The 20,192-nt window shown below is 70.1% G+C and carries 21 protein-coding genes and 1 pseudogene; 20 read left to right on the top strand and 2 right to left on the bottom strand.

Annotated elements, in window-relative coordinates; all coding sequences use genetic code 11:
* Positions 1–97: 97 nt before the first annotated feature.
* The 17 genes and pseudogenes from ACZ3ZD_RS04860 to ACZ3ZD_RS04940 all read left to right on the top strand — a co-directional run bounded on the left by ACZ3ZD_RS04860 (position 98) and on the right by ACZ3ZD_RS04940 (position 13,082).
* Positions 98–367: a DUF6284 family protein gene (locus tag ACZ3ZD_RS04860; protein WP_467393577.1), complete on the top strand. Its 270-nt coding sequence runs from the start codon at positions 98–100 to the stop codon at positions 365–367.
* Complete coding sequence (locus tag ACZ3ZD_RS04865; RefSeq protein WP_467393579.1) at positions 364–822, top strand: Pycsar system effector family protein; 459 nt, start codon at positions 364–366, stop codon at positions 820–822. The genes ACZ3ZD_RS04860 and ACZ3ZD_RS04865 overlap by 4 nt, the downstream gene beginning before the upstream one ends.
* On the top strand, positions 819–1,127 hold the full coding sequence (locus tag ACZ3ZD_RS04870) for a hypothetical protein (protein WP_467393581.1): 309 nt from the start codon (positions 819–821) through the stop codon (positions 1,125–1,127). The genes ACZ3ZD_RS04865 and ACZ3ZD_RS04870 overlap by 4 nt, the downstream gene beginning before the upstream one ends.
* Positions 1,124–2,137, top strand: coding sequence for a DUF2637 domain-containing protein (locus tag ACZ3ZD_RS04875; protein WP_467393583.1), 1,014 nt, complete (start codon positions 1,124–1,126; stop codon positions 2,135–2,137). The genes ACZ3ZD_RS04870 and ACZ3ZD_RS04875 overlap by 4 nt, the downstream gene beginning before the upstream one ends.
* A complete protein-coding gene (locus tag ACZ3ZD_RS04880) occupies positions 2,134–2,784 on the top strand; it encodes a GGDEF domain-containing protein (protein WP_467393585.1) in 651 nt (216 codons plus the stop codon). The genes ACZ3ZD_RS04875 and ACZ3ZD_RS04880 overlap by 4 nt, the downstream gene beginning before the upstream one ends.
* Positions 2,781–3,719, top strand: coding sequence for a hypothetical protein (locus ACZ3ZD_RS04885; RefSeq protein ID WP_467393587.1), 939 nt, complete (start codon positions 2,781–2,783; stop codon positions 3,717–3,719). The genes ACZ3ZD_RS04880 and ACZ3ZD_RS04885 overlap by 4 nt, the downstream gene beginning before the upstream one ends.
* Positions 3,716–4,048, top strand: a complete 333-nt coding sequence (locus ACZ3ZD_RS04890; protein WP_467393589.1) for a hypothetical protein — start codon at positions 3,716–3,718, stop codon at positions 4,046–4,048. The genes ACZ3ZD_RS04885 and ACZ3ZD_RS04890 overlap by 4 nt, the downstream gene beginning before the upstream one ends.
* A gap of 139 nt (positions 4,049–4,187) precedes the next feature.
* Positions 4,188–6,413: pseudogene (locus ACZ3ZD_RS04895) on the top strand (cell division protein FtsK).
* A 140-nt stretch (positions 6,414–6,553) separates the two neighbouring features.
* Positions 6,554–6,808 carry a hypothetical protein gene (locus ACZ3ZD_RS04900; RefSeq protein WP_467393591.1) on the top strand — a complete coding sequence of 85 codons (255 nt, stop codon included), beginning with the start codon at positions 6,554–6,556 and terminating at the stop codon, positions 6,806–6,808.
* A 229-nt stretch (positions 6,809–7,037) separates the two neighbouring features.
* Positions 7,038–7,502: a hypothetical protein gene (locus ACZ3ZD_RS04905; RefSeq protein WP_467393593.1), complete on the top strand. Its 465-nt coding sequence runs from the start codon at positions 7,038–7,040 to the stop codon at positions 7,500–7,502.
* A 17-nt stretch (positions 7,503–7,519) separates the two neighbouring features.
* Positions 7,520–7,678: a hypothetical protein gene (locus ACZ3ZD_RS04910; RefSeq protein WP_467393595.1), complete on the top strand. Its 159-nt coding sequence runs from the start codon at positions 7,520–7,522 to the stop codon at positions 7,676–7,678.
* A gap of 11 nt (positions 7,679–7,689) precedes the next feature.
* Complete coding sequence (locus ACZ3ZD_RS04915; RefSeq protein WP_467394538.1) at positions 7,690–7,980, top strand: hypothetical protein; 291 nt, start codon at positions 7,690–7,692, stop codon at positions 7,978–7,980.
* An 89-nt stretch (positions 7,981–8,069) separates the two neighbouring features.
* On the top strand, positions 8,070–8,978 hold the full coding sequence (locus ACZ3ZD_RS04920) for a bifunctional DNA primase/polymerase (RefSeq protein ID WP_467393597.1): 909 nt from the start codon (positions 8,070–8,072) through the stop codon (positions 8,976–8,978).
* 65 nt (positions 8,979–9,043) lie between these two features.
* Positions 9,044–10,534 (top strand): DNA primase family protein, encoded by a 1,491-nt coding sequence (locus ACZ3ZD_RS04925; protein ID WP_467393599.1) that lies wholly within the window; start codon positions 9,044–9,046, stop codon positions 10,532–10,534.
* Between the two features lie 26 nt (positions 10,535–10,560).
* Positions 10,561–10,833: a helix-turn-helix domain-containing protein gene (locus ACZ3ZD_RS04930; RefSeq protein WP_467393601.1), complete on the top strand. Its 273-nt coding sequence runs from the start codon at positions 10,561–10,563 to the stop codon at positions 10,831–10,833.
* 81 nt (positions 10,834–10,914) lie between these two features.
* Complete coding sequence (locus ACZ3ZD_RS04935; RefSeq protein WP_467393603.1) at positions 10,915–12,183, top strand: tyrosine-type recombinase/integrase; 1,269 nt, start codon at positions 10,915–10,917, stop codon at positions 12,181–12,183.
* Between the two features lie 512 nt (positions 12,184–12,695).
* On the top strand, positions 12,696–13,082 hold the full coding sequence (locus tag ACZ3ZD_RS04940; protein ID WP_467393605.1) for a hypothetical protein: 387 nt from the start codon (positions 12,696–12,698) through the stop codon (positions 13,080–13,082).
* 881 nt (positions 13,083–13,963) lie between these two features.
* Here ACZ3ZD_RS04940 and glnA read toward each other — a convergent pair.
* Positions 13,964–15,325 (bottom strand): type I glutamate--ammonia ligase, encoded by a 1,362-nt coding sequence (gene glnA / locus ACZ3ZD_RS04945; RefSeq protein ID WP_467393607.1) that lies wholly within the window; start codon positions 15,323–15,325, stop codon positions 13,964–13,966.
* A 420-nt stretch (positions 15,326–15,745) separates the two neighbouring features.
* Between glnA and ACZ3ZD_RS04950 the strand changes: the two genes are divergently transcribed.
* From ACZ3ZD_RS04950 to ACZ3ZD_RS04960, 3 genes are all read left to right on the top strand, one after another.
* Positions 15,746–16,429 (top strand): DUF3105 domain-containing protein, encoded by a 684-nt coding sequence (locus ACZ3ZD_RS04950; protein ID WP_467393609.1) that lies wholly within the window; start codon positions 15,746–15,748, stop codon positions 16,427–16,429.
* Positions 16,426–17,058, top strand: coding sequence for a DUF305 domain-containing protein (locus tag ACZ3ZD_RS04955; protein WP_467393611.1), 633 nt, complete (start codon positions 16,426–16,428; stop codon positions 17,056–17,058). The genes ACZ3ZD_RS04950 and ACZ3ZD_RS04955 overlap by 4 nt, the downstream gene beginning before the upstream one ends.
* A 210-nt stretch (positions 17,059–17,268) precedes the next feature.
* Positions 17,269–19,236 (top strand): S53 family peptidase, encoded by a 1,968-nt coding sequence (locus ACZ3ZD_RS04960; protein ID WP_467393613.1) that lies wholly within the window; start codon positions 17,269–17,271, stop codon positions 19,234–19,236.
* Positions 19,237–19,401: 165 nt separating this feature from the next.
* On the opposite strand, the gene ACZ3ZD_RS04965 is transcribed toward ACZ3ZD_RS04960, so the two are convergent.
* Entirely contained in the window at positions 19,402–20,145 is a 744-nt protein-coding gene (locus ACZ3ZD_RS04965; protein ID WP_467393615.1) for a helix-turn-helix domain-containing protein, read from the bottom strand.
* Positions 20,146–20,192: the final 47 nt, after the last annotated feature.

Below are 20,192 nucleotides of genomic sequence, written 5' to 3' on the forward strand. Positions count from 1 at the left end.
TACCTGACGCGGCTTCACCCACAACGGCGCGCGGCTCCCGGGGTGCCACCCAGGAGCCGCTGTCGGGCCGTTCCACCTTCCAGGGAGATCACGACCCATGAACCCCATCGTCACTGTTCAGGACGCTGTTACCGCGTTCGCCGACTGGATCGAGCCCACCGACGCGGAACTGGACGCGATCGAGCAGGAGATGCCCGTGATCCTGGCGGACGTCGACCTCCTCGACGCGCAGATCGTCACGCTGGACCGCGTCCCGACCGAGCTGGACGCCCGCCGCATCCGCCGTGCCCGCCGCCGAGCGCTGGCCGCGCGGGTCGCGCTGGTGAACCGCACCGTCACCACGCGCCTGCCGGGCGGTGCCGCATGAGCACCACGACCGGACAGAGCCTCACCGCGGCACACGCCGAAGTGAAGGCGGAGATCGCGCGGACCGACACCAAGACCGGTCTGCTGCTGGCGTTCCTCGGCGCGGTCCTCGCCGGGGCCTGGACCGTGGGCCACGGCGTCCCGCTCACCCGGTCCGCCCTCGCGGCCGGCAGCCTCGGCATGGTGCTGCTGGTCTCGGCGGCCGGTCTGCTGCTGCGGTCGGTCCGCCCCAACCTGGGCAGTCACAGGGAGCGCTTCGGCTTCCCGCTGTGGGCCACCCTTGCCCCCGAGCAGATCAGTGATGCGGTGGCGCGTGACCTCGCCGCTGACATCGCGGGCCTGTCCCGCCTGGCAGTCGCCAAGTTCCGGCTCCTGCGCCGCGCCGTTGATCTGACGATGGCCGGCGGCGCCTTGCTCATCCTTGCGCTCCTGCTCACCGCCGGGGGTGCGGCATGACGGACACCGCGCGTTGCCCCGCCGCTCACCCCGAGGACCCGGCGCCGTGTGACGGTCCGGCCGTCGTGATCGTGCTGGACGCTCACAACGCCGGGGCCGACGGCTGCGAGCACCACGCCGCCCGCCTCCTGGCCTCGCTGGAACGCGGCAGGGTCTACCCCCTGCCCGACGCCCCGGCAGGCGCCGCCATCCGCGTCTTCACTGCCGCCGACACCATCCCACCGTTCCCGTGGGTCGACGGCCCGCGAACGCGCCCGAGCCAGCGCAGCCACGCCGAGAACCCCCGCCAGGGGGTGACGGAATGACCACCGAGACCACGCCCACCGCCGAGCGTCCGACGGTGCCAAAGCTGACGTTCCCCGAGGTCTGGCTTGCTGCGGTCGGCGCGCTCGCCGCCGCTGCGGTCGGCGCCCTGGGCCTGTATTCCTCCTTCGACGCGGTGTCCCTGGCCGCAGCGAGGTGGGGCTTCAGCAACCCGCACATCCTGCCCATCGCGATCGACATCGCCATCCCGGTGTTCACCCTGGCCAACCTGCTGTTGATCCGGCTGGACATGGCCTTGGCGTGGGTGCGGTTCGTGCCCTGGGTGCTGACGTTGGTCACGTGCTGGCTAAACGTCGCGGCCGGGCACGTCCTGTCCGCGAAGGTGGCGCACGGAACGATGCCGCTGCTGTGGGTGGTGTTCTCCGAGATCGGCGCGCACGTCTACGCCGTGCGCATCGGTGCCATCACCGGGCGGCGCATGGACAAGATCCGATGGTCGCGCTGGCTGCTGGCGCCGCTGTCCACGTTCGCGCTGTGGCGCCGCATGACGCTGTGGGAGGTCACCTCCTACACCGACGCACTCGCCTGCGAGCGTGAGCGACTGTTGACCCGTGCGGACCTGCACGAGCGGTTCGGCCCGGTGGCGTGGCGCTGGAGGACCCCGCGGCGTGAGCGCGTGATGCTGCGCATGGGCGAACTCGCCCCCGCCGGCGCTGACGTGCCCGCCGCCCCGGAGCCGCCGCAGACCCCCGAGAAGCCGACGCACGAGGCGCCGAAGCCGCCGCGCAAGCGGCCAACCACGGGCAAAACCAAGACGGCACAGCGCACGACGGCCAAACTGCTCGCCGCAGCGCGCACGACCACGGCCGACTGGAAGGACAGCCAGATCAACGCCGAGGCGCTGCGCAAGGAACTGCACTGCGGCTCCGGTCCCGCCCGGCAGGTGCGTGACGCCCTGCTCGCCGAGCGGGCCGACGGGCGCGCCCTTCACCCCGTGGACGCTCCCGACGATGACGCCTCCGGCGACGGCGCCGAGGGGGTGGCCGCGTGAGCACCCTGGCCACGGTCCTGCTGTCCGCGCTGCCGCTCGCCGCCGGATGGGCGGTTCACGTGTGGTGGCTGCGAGGCTGCCTGAACACCGCCCGGCGTGACCCGCTCACCGGGTTGCGCACCCGCGACGGCTTCACCCGCCGCGCCACGGCCCTGCTCAAGGACCCCCGCGCGGTCGTGGTGCTGGCCGACGTCGACAAGTTCAAGCACATCAACGACACCTACGGGCACGCGGCCGGGGACGCCCTGTTGAGGGCGACCGCCGACAGGCTCGCCCACCACGTAGGCCGTGCCGGGGTCGCCGGGCGGCTCGGGGGCGATGAGTTCGCCGCCGTGCTCATCGACGAACACGGCACCGCCGGGGATCTGCTCGCCGTGCTGCACGGCGTGCTCGCCCGTCCGGTCGACGGCCAGGACCCGGCCGTCCGCACCACCGTCTCGCTGGGCTGGGTGCGCGCCGCGGACTTCCCCGCCGATGACCTGTCCGGCCTGCTGCGAAGGGCGGACGAGGCGATGTACGCGGCCAAGCAGGCCCGTGCCGGGACTCACCGCGCGGGGCTCGGCTGGCTGTTCGCCACCGTCACCGGACGGCGTGCGGGCCGAACCGGCACCCGCACGGACGCCCCGATGGTGGGGGTGGCGGCATGACGGCGCCGCGGCTTCGGGTGCTCTCGCTGGGTGCCGGGGTGCAGTCCACCACGCTGCTGCTGCTGGCCGCGGAGGGCCGGTTGCCGAAGTGGGATGCCGCGATCTTCTCCGACACCGGATGGGAACCGGACCGCGTCTATGCCCACCTTGACCGCTTGGAGCACGAGGTTGCCCAGCCCGCCGGCATCCCCCTCTACCGCGTCCGTGTGAAGGACGGCAACGCCGATCGGGTGAGCGGGAACCTGCGCACCGACTCGCTCAACCCCGGCTCGTTCGTGCGCATGCCGGTCTTCGTCCTCGACAAGTCCGGACAGCGCGCGGCGATGGTGCGACGGCAGTGCACCGAGGAATACAAGGTCAAGCCGATCAAGGCCAAGGTGCGGGAGCTGCTCGGCTACCCGCACCCGAAGCCGGTCCCGGCCGGGGTGTTCGTTGAACAGTCCATCGGCATCAGCCGGGATGAGTTCGAGCGAGCCAAGGACGCGGGCGTGCGCTACCTGCGCAACGTGCACCCGCTGCTCGACATGGACGGCGCCGCCGACGGGCGAGAGGGCTGGACGCGTAGCGATTGCCTGCGCTACCTGCGCTCCCACGGCTGGGGGACGACACCCAAGAGCGCGTGCATCGGGTGCCCGTACCACGGCAACCGGCAGTGGCGCGAGCTGCGCGATCACTACCCCGAGGAATGGGCGGACGCGGTCGACTTCGACCACCGCCTACGGGAAATGCAGTTGCGGGGCATCAAGGCCGCGCCGTACCTGCATCGCAGTCTGCTGCCGCTGGATCAGGCGCCCATCGACCGCGTCAGCCGCACCGAGTGGGCGGACCGGCAAGGCGACCTGTTCGCCGCAGCTGCCGACGCGGAAGCCGAAGACGGCGCCGCGCTCGGCTGCTCCCCCTGGTCCTGCCGCTCGGGAGAGGAGGCGACGGCATGAGCACACCCATCGTCGGCGCCGCCCTGTTCCGCACCGTCATGCAGACGGCCGACTACCGCTGCCAGTGCACCGGCGAGTGCGGCAACCCCCACGTCAAAGGGCAGGGGCGGTGCCAGCACGAGCACGACCACTACACCAGCAAGCACGGGCGCCGGGTGCGGCTGATGGCCACGCCGGTCGACCCGCTCGCCACCGACGTCGCCGCCGCCCGACTCCCGGCGAGCGAGCTGCGCGCGTGGTGCCCCAACTGCCACACCGCCGCGGCTCGGCTCGCCCGTAAGCGGCTGCCCGCGGCCTCTACGGATCAGTGCGGCCTGTTCAACCTGTAGCGCACGCGCGTTGGGACCGGATTCCGGTCCTCTCCTGACGCGTACGGCGCTCAGCATCGCTACACGGGCCCGGCCTCCCACCTCCTACAGCGACGGCCGGGCCCGCTCTCCCTCACACCCGAAAGTGGAAGGAATCTCAGTGAACCACCCCGACGACAACGAACTGTTCCACCGACTTGAAGCCGAGATGGCCGCCGACTCCGGCGCCGAGGTGGTCGACCTCGACAAGGCACGGTCGGCCCGCATCGAGTCGGCCGACCCGACCGCCCGACTCGACGCCGACCGGTCGCCCGACTCAGAGCCCGGTCGGTCGGGCACGGAGTCGGCCGACCCGACCACGCCCGTGATGGTCGACCAGCCGACCCCCAGGGCGACCGGTCCGGGCTACCTCGGTCGGCTCGCCGGGGCCCACCGCCGTGCGGTCGTTCCTGAGTGGCTGCGCTCGCTCGCCGAACTCAAGACCGCCGCCGGGTGGGTGGCCCGCCACTACGCGCACGCCGCCGGGTATCACGCGCTGCGGGCCCCGGTCTACGCCGCCCGCCTCACCCTGCAAGCCCCGACCGGCGCCGCCCGGTTCGTCGGCGGCACCATGCGGTGGGTGGCCGACCGCGAGGGCGAACCGGGTCCGACTCGCCGCCGTGCGCCGCGAGGACGCCGCCGAGTACCTGAAGCTGTCCCGGCAGCGCGACGGCCGCGTACGACTGCGCACCCTCGTGGCCGTGCTGGCCATGTTCGTCGGGCTCGGTGCAGCGCTCGCCATGTACGTGCTCGCCCCCGACTGGCTTCAGGCGGTGTCGGTGAGCACGGTCGTGATGGCGCTCGGGTTCGCCGGCCGCCGCGCCGATGCCCCGGTCATCCACCGCGCGGTGGAACTGCCCAAGGCGACCAAGCTCACCAGTGACATCGTGCTGCGGGCACTCGGGGCGCTCGGCATCCCGGCCATCAACCAGGCGCAGGCCAAGGGGCGGGACGGGTTCGAGTTCACCGCGCCGATCACCCGCGACGGCCCGGGTTGGCGTGCGGAGGGCACCTCCCCTACGGCGTCACGGTGACCGACGTCATCGAGCGCCGCGACCGGCTCGCCTCCGGCCTGCGCCGCCCGCTCGGGTGCGTGTGGCCTGAAGCGGTGGCCGAGGAGCACACCGGGCACCTCGTGCTGTGGGTCGGCGACCAGGACCTGACCAAGGCGAAGAAGCCGGTGTGGCCGCTGGCCAAGTCCGGCACGGTCGACCTGTTCAAGCCCGTCGCCTACGGCACCGACCAGCGCGGACGCTGGGTCGACATCACCCTGATGTACATCGCCGGAGTCATCGGCGCCATCCCGCGCATGGGCAAGACTTTCCTGCTCAGGCTGCTGCTGCTCATCGCCGCCCTCGACCCGCGGGCGGAGCCGCACACCTACGACATGAAGGGCACCGGCGACCTCGACCCGGTCGGCAACGCCGTCTCCCACCGCCACGCGGCGGGCGACGACGACGAGGAAATCGCCTACGTCCTCGCCGACTTCCGCGCCCTGCGCGAGGAACTGCGGCGCCGCACCAAGGTGATCCGGTCCCTGCCCCGGGACGTCTGCCCCGAGTCGAAGGTGACCAGCGCCCTTGCCGACAAGCGCTCGCTGGGACTGCACCCGGTCGTGATCGGGGTGGATGAGTGCCAGGTGCTGTTCGAGCACCCCGAGCACGGCAAGGAGCTGGAAGAGATCGCGACCGACCTGGTCAAGCGCGGGCCGGCCACCGGCATTGTGCTGCTGCTGGCCACCCAGCGCCCGGACGCCAAGTCGCTGCCCACCGGGATCTCTGCGAACGCGGCGGCCCGCTGGTGCCTGAAGGTCATGGGCCAGACCGAGAACGACATGGTGCTCGGTACGTCCTCCTACAAGCGCGGGGTGCGGGCGACCATGTTCGCCTGGGGTGACAAGGGCATCCACTACTTCGTGGGTGAAGGCTCAGATGCCCGGATCGTCTCCGGCGTGTTCGTGGACGCCCCCGGCGCCGAAGCCATCGCGGCCCGCGCCCGCAAGGCACGGGAGAAGGCCGGACTGCTGTCCGGCCACGCGCTCGGGGAGGCCCCCGAGACCGTGACCGGCCCGGCCTACGACCTGCTCGCCGACATCCTCGCCGTGGTCCCGGCCGATGAGCCCAAGGTGTGGTCCGAGACCGTCGTCGCCCGGCTCGCCGAACTGCGCGAGGACATCTACGGCGGATGGGACCCCGACGCCCTCGCCGCCGCCCTCAAGCCGCACGGCATCTCCACCATCCAGGTGGGCCGCCGGATCAAGGGCAAGGTCGTCAACCGGCGCGGTATCGACCGCTCCCACATCACCGCTGCGATTGCGGAGCGTGACGGAAAGCGGGACGCGGGCTGAGCATCCGGGCCGCTAGCGCTAGCGGCACACCCCGCTAACGTTAGCGGCCCCGCTAGCGCCCCAAACCCGCTCTGATCAGGTCGCTAGCGGATAGCGGCCCACCTGCGGAAACCCCCGAAAACCGCCCCGGAGGGCCCCTCATGAGCCTTGCCCTGCTCGCTATCACCCTGACCCTCGACGTCACTCTGTGTTACGTCGCCGTTTGTGCCGCCTCGCCGTTCGGCAACTGCCGCAAGTGCCGGGGCATGGGCCACGCGCTCAAGCACGACCGCAAAGGCCGGTTGAAGCGCGGCAAGGACTGCCGCCGCTGTCACGCGACCGGCAAGCGCATACGCGTCGGCCGCTGGCTCTACAACCGCTGGGCCCGCATCTACCGCGCGGGCACCGCCGACTGACCTTCTCCGGAGGAACCCCGATGGTCCTGAACATCTCCGCCGTGCTGCTGTTCGGCGCCGCGTCCGCCCTCGCCGTCAAAACCTAGTCCGCCGGGGGCGGCGCCGCCCTGGTGCTGTTCCTGTTCGGGTTCTTCGTCGCCGGGACCGGCGCCTACGAGCCCATCCACAACCTCGTGCAGGCGTCCGCCGACGCCCTCTCCGCCCTCGGCAAGTGAGAGGAGACCCACCCGTGAACGAACACGTCCCCGCCCTGCGGACAGACGCGACGACCGCCGCCGCGTACGACCCGGCATCGCTGGACCTGTACGCGCCCGCCCCGACCGCCGTCGAACGCGGCCCCGTGGTCTGGGTGCCCGACGCCTACGGCCGCATGGTCCCCATGCCCAAGCACCTCGCCCCGCCCCCGATGCCCATGCCGCAGCCGCGCGACCTCACCCCGCTGCCCCTCGTGGACCCGATCGCACAGCGCTTCCTCGGGGCCGGTCTCGGGGGCGGCGCCCTCGCAGCGGGCGTCGGCTACGGCATCGGCGAAGTCATCAACGCCGCCGCCGGGTTCACCTCCGGCGCCGCAATGTGGATCGCCCTCGCCGTGCTCGCCTGGCGCATGCCCGCCCGCGCCATCAGCGGCGGACTCAACGGGAGCACGGTGAACATCCGCAAGGCCGTGATCAAGCGCAGCACCTTCAACGGCTGACCAAGGGAGCACCGAACGTGGACATCGACCCGAACGAGATCGTCACCGTCGAACTGGCCTGGGATAACGACGGGTTGCCGACGACCTACAGCCGCGACATCACCCGCCGCCAGCTCGGCAACCTGCTCATGCAGGTCGACGAGATGGCCGCCGAGACCGAGGAGGGCGCCGCGTGAACGGCCGCATCCTGCCCCGGCTCCGTCTCCAGGTCGCCCACTGGCCCCGCCGGGCCCTGATCCTGACCGACACGCTCCGCCCCGACTGCGGCGACTGCAAGGGCGACGGCGGTTCCGAGTACCCCTACGGAGACTCCGAGGGCGAGTACGCCGGGAGCGACTGGGAGCCCTGCGGCTGCTGGAACGAGCACCATCGCTGGCTGCTGCTGCCCCTGCCGCGCAGGCCTCGGTGGCTGCGTCGGCGCCACCCCGGCCGTGCCCCGTGGGCCTCCAACGGCTACAGCGACGAACCGCCCTTCTAGCTACGCCAAGGGCGGCCCCCACATCTCGCCAAAGACCCGGGGCCGCCCTTGTCCCCCAGCACCCTGCAACAGGACTGGAGACACCCAGCATGACCCAACTCACCGACCATCGGCGAGACCACCGGCCCGCCACGGCTGAGCTGATGCGCACCGCGCTGGAACTCGCCGCGCACGGCGTGCCGCCGCTGCCGCTTCGCGCCGGGAAGGTGCCGTTCGGTAACTGCCCCCGCTGTGCGGGCGGCGCATGCGGCGGCCGGCCGAACATGAAGAGCGCGGGCGGTTGCCAGTGCCCGGCGCCCTGCCACGCGTGGGCCGCCGCCACCCTCGACACCCGCGTCCTCGCCTCCCCCGCATGGGCCGCCGCCTGGCGTGAGGCCGTCGCCGTCGGCTACCACCCCGGCGGCGCCGGGCTGACCGTCGTCGACCTCGACACCCCCGCCGCCGTCGACTGGGCCCGCGAGACGCTGCCCGCCACCCGGATCGTGCCGACCACGCGCGGACAGCACTGGATCTACCGGGGCGTGGTGCGCTCCGCCAACGCCGTGCGCCCCGGCGTCGACATCAAGTCGCAAATGCAGTACGTCCGTTGGCTCGGCCACGGCACCGGCCGCATGGTCAAACTGCCGTCGACCGTGCGCGCCCTGCTCGTGAAGGAAGACACCACCCCCGCCCCGGTGAAGGTGGTCTCTTCCATCCCCCGCGCCCCTTGGAGCCGCCACGCGGCCACCGGGTGCAGCCACACCGAACGGTTCGTGCGCACCGGCCTCGAACGCGGCCTGAGCCTCGTACACGCCCGGACCGAATCGGGCGCCGGGTCGCAGGCGTTCGGCGTGGCACGGTTCCTGGCCGTGCAGCACATTGCCTGCCCCGGACCGTGCGGGCTGGAAGCGCTCGGGGAAGAGATCGTGGCCGCTGCCGTCACCGTGGGCGTGCCGGAGGACTACGCCCGCCGCGCCGTCGCCAACGGCCTCGACACCGGCCAGGGAGCCGCAGCATGATGCACAGGCCCGACGCCCCTGCCAACGGCCCGCAGGACGCCGTACAGGCCGCACCGCGCGCGGCCGTGGGCGAGCCGAAAGGCGCCGCCCGCAAGGGCGTCCCCATTGCCCTTCGCTCTGACCCGCGGGCCGAGGAACTGCCCGCACCCTCCAACCCGCTCGCCGTTGCGCGCCGGCTGCTGCCGGACTGGCAGAACGAGGGCGGACAGCTCGTGTACCGGCGCTGGCGCGGCTCGTGGATGCGCTGGACGGGTACCTGCTGGCGCGAGCTGGACGAAGCCCAGGTGCGCAAGGCCATGTACGAGCGCCTGGAACACGTCGTCTACCAGGCCCCGGCCAAGGACGGCGAGACCGAGGAACGCGCCTGGGCTCCCACGAAACAGAAGATCAGCAACCTGTTCGACGCGCTCGGAGCCATCACCCTGTTGCCCACCGACGTGGACGCACCCGTGTGGCTCGACGGCGAGGGCGGGCACGAGGACGGCCCGATCGTGGCGTGTGAGAACGGGCTGCTGCGCATCCGAGACCGCGCGCTGCTGCCGCATACTCCCGGGTTCTTCAACCTCGTCTCCGTGCCCTTCCCCTATGACCCCGCCGCGACCGCCCCGACGTGGCACCGTTTCCTGTCGCAGATCTGGCCGGAGGACCCCGACGCCATCACCGCGCTTCAGCAGTGGTTCGGCTACGTCCTGTCCGGCCGGACTGACCAACAGAAGATCCTGCTCATGGTCGGCCCGTCCCGTTCCGGCAAGGGCACCATCGCCCGCGTACTGAAAGAGCTGGTCGGCAAGGAGAACCTTGCCGGACCGACGCTGGCCGGACTCGGCACGAACTTCGGTCTGTCCACGCTGATCGGCAAGCCGCTCGCGGTCATCTCCGACGCCCGGTTGTCCGGCAACGACAACAGTCAGGTCGTGGAACGGCTGTTGACCATCTCCGGTGAGGACACGATCGACATCGACCGCAAGTACCGCGAGGTGTGGACGGGCAAGCTGCCCACGCGGCTGGTGATCCTGTCGAACGAGCTGCCGCACTTCGGCGACTCCTCCGGGGTCATCGCCAAGCGGTTCGTGCTGCTCAACATGCGGGTGTCGTGGTTGGGCAAGGAAGATCCCACCCTCTTTGACCGGCTCGTGGCAGAGATGCCCGGCATCCTCAATTGGGCCCTGGACGGTCTCGCCCGCCTTCAGCAGACGGGTCGGATCACCGAACCGGCATCCAGCCGTGAAGCGGTCACGACTATGCAGGACACCGCCTCACCCACGTCCGCGTTCGTCCGTGAACGCTGCACCACCGGACCCACGTGCAGCGTGCCCGTGGACGCGCTGTGGACGATCTGGCGGGAGTGGGCCGAGGACAACGGCGTCCGCCCTGGCACCAAGCAGGTGTTTGGCCGCAACCTGCTCTCCGTCGTCCCCCAGCTCAGCCGCTCCCGCCCGCGCGACGAGTACGGCCGGCAGGTGGTCACCTACACCGGGATCACGCTGAACGTGTCCGAACCACATTTGCCTGAGTCGCGACTCACCGCGTCTCAAGACCCCTCTGAGAGCCGCTGAGTGCCGATGAGTCGCGACTCACAGCAATGTATTTCCAACTCGTGGAGGACACAGTGAGCGCCCCCGCCTCCGTCCAAGACGACCCCCGCGCCGCCCTCCGCAGGGGCCTCCCGGACCGGTACCTCACCCCCGAGGACATCGCCGAGATGTTTGAGGTGCCCATCGAGACCGTCTACCAGTGGCGCAAGAAGCGGACCGGCCCGCCCGGCTTCCGCATCGGCAAGCACCTCCGGTACGACCCCGCCGACGTGCGCGCCTACGTCACCCAGCGCAAGGACGCCGACCGAAACGCCGCGTAGCTGAACACCCGCCAGAGACAGCAGGGAGAGCCGTCGCCAACGGCTCTCCCTGCTGCATGTCGAGAGAGGAACCGCCGCCGCATGGCTGGCCACATCCAAGACCGCTGGTACAAGACCGAAACCGACGCCAACGGCAAGCCCCGCCGCATACGAACCGAGCGCCACGGCACGGGCCTGCGCTACCGAGCCCGCTACATCGGCCCAGACGGAACCGAGAAGAGCAAGTCATTCCCCGACGGACAGAAGCGACTGGCAGACCAGTGGCTTGCCCACATCGAGGCGGACATGTCTCGGGGGCAGTACGTGGATCCCTCCGCCAGCAAGGTGACCTTCCGGCAGTACGCCGAGAAGTGGCTGAGCACGCAGACCACGGAAATGACCACGCGAGAGTCCGTGGAGTCCGCCATTCGCGGCCACGCGATCCCCTACCTGGGACCTCGACCGCTCGGCTCGTTCAAGCCCGAACACATCCGAGACTGGCTCAGCGAACTGGAACGGGCCGTCTCTGCGTCGTCGTACCGGCGCGTGATCTACAACAACGTATCGACGGTCCTCAATGCGGCTGTCGACGACGGCCACCTGTCGAAGAACCCCTGCCACGCGCAATCAGTGCGTCCGCCTGCTGCGGGGACTGGTCGCGTCGTGCCATGGAGCGCAGAGCGCGTCTTCGCCGTACGGGCAGCGCTGCCGGAGCGCTTCCGCGCGACGGTCGACCTCGGAGGCGGATGCGGACTCCGGCAAGGGGAGATCTTCGGGCTTCCCGTCGATGAGATCGCCTTCGACTCCGGATGGCTGCACATCGCGAACCAGGTGAAGGTGACGAAGGAGGGTCTCGTATTCGCCCCACCGAAGCGGAACAAGGTCCGCGACGTCCCCTTGCCGGACCGCGTGGCGCACGTCCTCAAGCAGCATATGGAGGCGTTCCCCCCGGTAGAGATCACCCTGCCCTGGCTCCGGGTGGACGGTCCACCCATCACGAAGCGTCTGCTGTTCACCCGGCTCGATGGCGCGGGCGCGGTTCGGCGAACCGACTTCAACGACCGCGCATGGAAGCCCGCTCTTGTCGCGGCTGGGGTGATCCCTCCGCCGAAGCCGGGCGAACGTTACCAGGCTGCCCGCGAGCACGGCATGCATGCCCTGAGGCACTTCTACGCCTCGGTCCTGCTGGACGCCGGCGAGAACGTCAAAGCCCTGAGTCACTACCTCGGACACAACGATCCGGGGTTCACGCTTCGGGTCTACACACACCTCATGCCGAGTAGCGACGCACGGGCCCGGAAGGCCGTGAACGGTTTGTACCAGAGCGCCGGACAGTCATTGAACGCCCCCTACATGAGTCCCCGGGGCTAAACGGTGCGAGCTGGTAACCCGGGCGTCGGGGCGACGTAGGAGCATTTGGCTCACAGCGGCTAACACCATGGGGGGGTCAGTGTCCGTTCGGACCAGCATCGGTGGCGCTGAGCGAGAGTGCCCAGTCTCATTGACGGCAGGCAATGTAAGGGCCTCGGGTCAAGCGCATCCGTATGGCCGCACCTCCAGGACCGGTGGGATTTTCGATGAACCAGAATTCGATTGAACTAGGAGACCTCATCACAACTGTCCAGTCCGCCCTCTCTCGACTACCCGCGACTCCGTACGGAGGGCCAGGATTCACCGTTGGACTGGTCTACAAGCCCACTGGCAGTTCAGGCCCTCCTCCCGTTGGCCCTGTGGCTCCGAATGTGATCTCGGTTGCACCCCTCGGCATTTCGAGAGAATTTCACGAGACAGCCGACATCTTCCAGAGGTTCACGAACGCCTCCGGAATGACCGACGCGGACCCCGCAGCTCACGGTCTACGAACAATGCTGCAATTTGGTCTCGTGACGACCGAAGAGGCGGACACCATCTGGGAGTTGATTTCCAAAGGGCGAGCCGAAAATCCCCCTCCCATTGCGGAAGTCATCGAGCAAATCAATGGAGCGCTCGCCCGGACTACCAGCCAGTTGGCGCACACGATCCTTGAAACCATCCTGTCCGCGGCCAAGATGGACGCCGCATCGGCGGAGGAAATTCATCCGGATATGTGGGACCAGTACAGCTGGGAACGCGCAGGAGACGGGTGCTTGGAGGGCGGTGGCGCCGGCCTTGCCGCCGGCGCAGTGATCGGCGGACTTTCGGGAGCTCTAGTTGGCGCTGTTGGGGGATGCGTAGCTGGGGGCCTCATCAAAGGTCTGACGGCAAGACACCCCGGCCCCGGAGAACACTAAGCTAAGGGAGTTCAAGTTGGCACGCGAACACCAGTGTCCGAGCGCACCGCCAGCCTCGCCAGATGGCACTATTATTGGCGTCGTCTTGTATGACGGCGACACCGCATCGGTGCAGTACCTGAATGAGCGGGAGCCGGTAAGTGAAGATATTCTCGCTCTGACCGGAGAAGTTCCTCCAGCCGCGATTCTAAGGGTAGCGGCACCTTGCGCGAAAGAGCGCTGTTTGCATTTTCGTGAGAATCAGTGCACACTTGCATCTCGCGTAGTTGACCGAATTCCCCCAACGGATGATCTATCAATTCCGCACTGCAGCATTCGTCGACAATGTGTTTGGTTCCGGCAAGAAGGGAGTTCCGCGTGCCAGAGATGTTCGAGAATCGCGACGTGGAGCCCTGCGCCGACAATGACACATGGAGAGGTCGCTACTGCGAGCAGCGCTTCGTGACCAATATCTCCGCGGCTAACGTTGGCCCATTCGAGTCGTTGGTGAGTGAGCCGACAGCGGCGGGTTGAGCAACGCTCCTTGAATGTCGGCCTGCCTCTCCCGCCGAGCCGGAGGTTCCGGAAGCCGCGAAGCTACGCAAAACTCCGGTCGATCATCCACCAGTAGGCGCCCATCCCTGCGCCGTGCCGGGGCTCTCGGCGATTGAGACTGGGGACGCTGCTCCGGTCGCAGAGCTAGTCGCGGTCGTAGCCGCGGCCGCCTTACACGGCATCCCTCCGCGCCAGCGGCAAGGGATGCGCGTTCGCTCCTGAGACTGGTACTCACGGCGTTGACGGCCCAGAGACGGCCCAGGGGCACCGAGATGCCGTGGGGCCAGCGGTCCTCGACCGCCGGCCCCACGGGATCGTTTCGGACGGAAGGCCGCCCCGACCTGCCCCTACAGCACCGGCAGGTTCTTCCGCAGCTCGAACGCCGTCACCTCGGAGCGGTACTCCTCCCACTCCTGGCGCTTGTTGCGCAGGAAGAAGTCGAAGACGTGTTCGCCGAGAGTCTCGGCGACCAGGTCGCTGCCCTCCATGAGGGTCAGGGCCTCGCCGAGGTTCTGCGGGAGGGGTTCGATGCCCATGGCGCGGCGTTCGGCGTTGGACAGGGCCCAGACGTCGTCCTCGGCGCCCGGCGGGAGCTCGTAGCCCTCCTCGATGCCCTTCAGGCCGGCGGCGAGGAGGAGGGCGTAGGCCAGGTAGGGGTTGGCGCCGGAGTCGAGGGAGCGGACCTCCACGCGCGCGGAGCCGGTCTTGCCGGGCTTGTACATCGGGACGCGGACCAGGGCGCTGCGGTTGTTGTGGCCCCAGCAGATGTAGGAGGGGGCCTCGCCGCCGGCGCCCGCCGTGCGCTCGGAGCCGCCCCAGATGCGCTTGTAGGAGTTCACCCACTGGTTGGTGACCGCGGAGATCTCCGCCGCGTGCCGCAGCAGGCCGGCGATGAAGGAGCGGCCGACCTTGGAGAGCTGGTACTCCGCGCCGGACTCGTAGAACGCGTTGCGGTCGCCCTCGAAGAGGGACAGGTGGGTGTGCATGCCGGAGCCGGGGTGCTCGGAGAACGGCTTCGGCATGAACGTCGCCTGGACGCCCTGCTCCAGCGCCACCTGCTTCATGACCAGGCGGAACGTCATGATGTTGTCGGCCGTCGAGAGGGCGTCGGCGTACCGCAGGTCGATCTCCTGCTGGCCCGGCGCGCCCTCGTGGTGGGAGAACTCCACCGAGATGCCCATCGACTCCAGCATGGTGATCGCCTGGCGGCGGAAGTCCATGCCGACGTTGGTGGGCGTGTGGTCGAAGTAGCCCGAGTTGTCCGCGGGCGTCGGCCGGGAGCCGTCCAGCGGGCGGTCCTTCAGCAGGAAGAACTCGATCTCCGGGTGGGTGTAGAAGGTGAAGCCCAGGTCGGAGGTGCGGGCGAGGGCGCGCTTGAGGACGTAGCGCGGGTCGGCGAAGGACGGGGAGCCGTCCGGCATGAGGATGTCGCAGAACATGCGGGCCGTGCCGGGGGTCTCCGCGCGCCAGGGCAGCACCTGGAAGGTGGACGGGTCGGGCTTGGCGATCATGTCGGACTCGTAGACCCGGGCGAAGCCCTCGATCGCGGAGCCGTCGAAGCCGATGCCCTCGTCGAAGGCCTGCTCCAGCTCCGCGGGGGCCACGGCGACGGACTTGAGGAAGCCCAGCACGTCCGTGAACCACAGGCGTACGAACCGGATGTCGCGCTCCTCCAAGGTCCGGAGCACGAACTCCTGCTGCTTGTCCATCTTCCGCTTCCCCATCCTTGCTGGTCAGGCCGCCTGTCCCCGGTATCACCGGGAGGCGGTCGGGCACCTGAGCATCCCACCACAACACCGTTTCCGGCGCGTTGCGGACCTTGATCGCCCGAGCGTCGTCGTGCTGAACGCCTCTCGTACGGCGGGTGTACCGCGCTCTCGCCCATCTTGCCTGCTCGGACCGATATCCGTAATGGCCGGACCGCCCCGGTCCGCGTCGGCGGCGACCCGGCGGCGCGCAGGGCCGGGCCGGTGGAGCGCAGCGGCCGCATACCGCGAGCGTAGGTACTGCGCGTCCCGGCCTCCAAACGCACCGGTTCCCGCGCCCCGCCCCTACGGAAGTGCGGCTCCGGCGCATTACGATCAGCGGGCCCCACCGTCATCGTCCCCTTCTCGAGAAGGACAGGCCTCATGGGTTCCGGGAAGAACAGCAGCACCGCGGCGCGCAAGGCGCGCATCGAGGAGATGCGGCGCGCGGAGCGTGTCCGGGAGCGCCGCAACCGGGCGCTGGCCATCTCGGCCGGCGTGGTGGTCGTCGCCGGTCTCGTCGTCGGCGGTGTGGTCCTGGTGCACGCGCAGGGAGACTCCGGCACGGACGCGACCAAGCCGAGCGGCGACTCCAAGGGCGCCGGCGACGCCGGGCACTTCACCACCGGCAAGGACGGTGTGAGGACCTGGTCGGGCAAGCTGTCCCGGACCCACGTGACGACCAAGGTGTCGTACCCGATGCACCCGCCGGTCGGCGGCAACCACAACCCGGTCTGGCTGGACTGCAACGGCGACGTGTACACCAAGCCGGTCGCGGACGAGAACGCCGTGCACGCGCTGGAGCACGGCGCGGTCTGGGTGACGTACACCGGCAAGGCGGCCAAGGCCGATGTCGACGCGCTCGCGGCCAAGGTGCGCAGGACGCCGTACTCGCTGATGAGCCCGTACGAGAACCAGGACGCCCCGCTGATCCTGTCGGCGTGGGGCCACCAGGTGACGGTGAAGAGCGCCAAGGACCCGGAAGTCGACAAGTTCTTCGCCACCTATGTGCAGGGACAGCAGACGCCCGAGCCGGGCGCCTCGTGCACCGGCGGGGTCATGAAGTGAGGGGGCAGCACTTCGGCTGGGTGGCGGGGACCGCGGCGGCGGTGCTGGTCGCGGCCGGCGCGGTCACGTACTCCGTCGCCGAGGACACCGGCGGGACGGACACCAGGACGCCGACCGCGCGGTCCGCCGACGCCGGGTTCGCCCGGGACATGGCCGTCCACCACCAGCAGGCCGTCGAGATGTCGTACATCGTGCGGGACCGGACGAGGAACGAGGAGGTGCGGCGGCTCGCGTACGACATCGCGCAGACGCAGGCCAACCAGCGCGGGATGCTGCTGGGCTGGCTCGACCTGTGGGGGTTGCCGAAGGTGTCGGCCGATCCGCCGATGACCTGGATGGGCATGGGGGACATGGCCTCCGGCAAGGACGGCGCGCTGATGCCGGGCATGGCCACCAACACCGAGCTGAGGAAGCTGTCCACGCTCAGCGGCAAGCAGGCCGAGATCCTGTACCTCCAGCTGATGACGGCCCATCACCAGGGCGGTATCCACATGGCGGAGGGCTGTGTCGCCAAGTGCACCGTCGGCGTGGAGAAGCGGCTCGCGCAGGGCATGGTCGACTCCCAGCAGTCGGAGATCGAGTTGATGGCGGGGATGCTCAAGGAGCGGGGGGCGCAAGCCCGTTCGTAACACCGCCGTAGGGATGAATGCCGCACATCGCCGCAGACAACGGTTACTTGAGCTTCTCTTGACTTTTACCTTCCCCTGACATGAACGGTTCATCGAAAGAGTGGCCCCCATCGTGTGATCCACTCGCCGGCCGACACCGCCGCGGGCCGGCGCGCGGAAACGCGACGATCCGACCACGACATGCATGCGAACCGCATCGCAGGGGGTTCTATGAGATCCAACCGCGCCACCGTGCGCGCCGGCGTGAGCATGGCAGCGACACTGCCCATGATCGTCGGCGCGCTGGCGCTGGGCATACCCGCGGCGCACGCCGCGGGCGGCCCCGCTCGTGACGTCCTGAAGGGCACCAAGCCGCTGTGGGCCACGCCCAAGGTGGACAAGGGCGCCACTCCGGACGGCGCCCAGCTCAAGGCCCGCGTCTACCTCGCGGGACGGGACCGGGCCGGCCTGGCCGCCTACGCCAAGGCGGTGTCCGACCCCGGCTCGCCGCTGTACGGCAAGTACCTCAGCGGCCGGAAGGCACAGGCCCGCTTCGGGGCGACCAAGGCCCAGGTGGCCGCCGTCACGTCCTGGCTGAAGTCGGCCGGACTGACCGTCACCGCGGTCACCCCGCACTACGTCGCCGTCTCCGGTGACGTGGCCGCCGCCGAGAAGGCGTTCGGCACCCAGCTGCACGACTTCGCCAAGGGCGCGAAGACCTACCGCGCCCCGGCGCGCACGGCCTCCGTCCCGGCCTCCCTCGCGGACGCCGTCCTGACCGTCACCGGCCTGGACAACGCCCCGCACAAGGCGAACCACGACGACCAGCTGCCGCCGCCGGAAGCCGTGTTCAAGAACTCCGGGCCGTTCTCCTCGTACTTCGGCTCGAACACCGCGACGACGCTGCCGGACGCCTACGGCCACAAGATCCCGTACGCGGTCAGGGGCTACACCGGCAAGCAGCTGCGCGCCGCGTACGGCGCCGGCGCGTACACCGGCAAGAACGTCCGCATCGCGATCACCGACGCGTACGCCTCGCCGACGATCGCCTACGACGCGGGCACGTACGCGCTGAAGCACGGTGACGCCGCCTGGAAGACCGGCCAGCTGCACCAGGTGCTGCCGAAGAACTACACGCACACCGCGGCCACCGAGTGCGGGGCGGCCGGCTGGTACGGCGAGGAGACCCTGGACGTCGAGGCCGTGCACGCGGTCGCGCCGGCCGCCGACGTCACCTACGTGGGCGCCGCCTCCTGCTACGACGACGACCTGCTGGACACGCTCGGCAAGATCGTCGACAACCACCTGGCCGACATCGTCTCCAACTCCTGGGGCGACATCGAGGCCAACCAGACGCCGGACCTCGCGGCCGCCTACGACCAGGTCTTCCAGCTGGGCGCGGTCCAGGGCATCGGCTTCTACTTCTCCTCCGGTGACAACGGCGACGAGGTGGCCCACACCACCACGCCGACGCAGCCGGGCGTGAAGCAGGTCGACACCCCGGCCAACTCCGCCTGGGTGACCGCGGTCGGTGGCACCTCGCTGGCCGTCGGCAAGGGCGACACGTACCAGTGGGAGACCGGCTGGGGCACCGAGAAGGCCACGCTGTCGGCCGACGGCAAGAGCTGGACGGGCTTCCCGGGTACGTTCACCTCGGGCGCGGGCGGCGGCACCAGCAGGACCGTGCCGCAGCCGTACTACCAGAAGGGCGTCGTCCCGAAGGCGCTGGCCACGGCGAACAACGCCGCCGGCAACCGCGTCGTCCCGGACATCGCGGCCATCGCCGACCCGAACACCGGCTTCCTGGTCGGCCAGACCCAGACGTTCCCGGACGGCACCGAGCGGTACAGCGAGTACCGCATCGGCGGCACCTCGCTGGCCGCCCCGGTCATCGCGGCCGTCCAGGCGCTGGCCCAGGAGGCGGGCGGCGGCAAGGCGATCGGCTTCGCCAACCCGTCGATCTACGCCAAGTACGGCAAGAAGGGCGTCTTCCACGACGTCACGGACGACCCGACGGGCTCCGGCCTGGCGGTCGCCCGTATCGACTTCGTCAACGGCCTCGACGCCTCCGGCGGCCTCGCGACCTCGGTCCGCAGCCTCGGCAAGGACAGCTCGCTGTCCGCGGTGAAGGGCTACGACGACGTCACGGGCGTCGGCTCGCCCGCCGGCGGCTACGTGGACTCGTTCCGCCGCCACTGACCGTACGCAGCGCCCGAGGGGCGTGGAACGCCGTGTCCGGCGTTCCACGCCCCGTCGCGTTTTCCGGGCACGGACGTCTCGCCGGGCGGCGGCGGCCCCGGCCGGCGTGCCCACGCCGGCGACGTCCCGGCGCCGGCCCCTCGCGCCGTTCGCGCCCGCCGCGCGTCACCGGGACGCGGCGGAACCGTCCGCGGGGGTCCCGGGTCTGGTGTGGAGGATCTCGCGCGCCTGTTCCGCCGCGCGGGCGAGGCTCTCGGCGACGAAGTCCAGGAAGCGGGCGGTGTTCTCGAGGCGGGCGCCGGCCGGGGAGCCGGGGCCGAGGATGCCGACGCCCTGGCGCGCGGTCTCGGCGACCTGGGCGGTGGACCGGGCGCTGGCCATCATCGCCTGGTACATGACCTCGTCGTCCACGACATAGCGCTCACGGCGGCGTTCGTCGCGTTCCCGGCGGACCAGGTCCTGGCCCTCCAGGTACGCGATGGCCTTGGAGACGGACGCCGGGCTGACCTGGAGGCGCTGGACGAGTTCGGCCGCGGTGAGGCTGCCCGCGTCGCTGACGGTCAGGCAGGCCATCACCCGCGCCATCATCTGGGGCGTGCCCGACTGCATGAAGACCGTGGTGAGCGTCTCCTCGTACGCGCGTACGGCCTGCGGATCGCGCCCGTAGCCCTGCGGTGGCGCCTCGGTCCCGCGGGGAGCGGCCTGGCGGCGCCGGTGGGCGCGGCGTTCGGTGGCGCGGTGGGCGAGGTCGGCGCGGTAGGCGGTGGGGCCACCGTTGCGCATGACCTCGCGCGTGACGGTCGAGGTCGGACGGTCGAGCCGTCTGGCGATCTCCGCGTAGGGGAGCCCGTCGGCCAGTCCCAGCGCGATCTGCTGACGTTCCTGCTGGCTGAGCCTGCCTCCCGGCATCACGGCCTCCTTCACTCGGTCTGCGGCATCACACCTTAGCGTTCACC

The sequence above is a fragment of the Streptomyces sp. NPDC023481 genome, assembly GCF_055560195.1.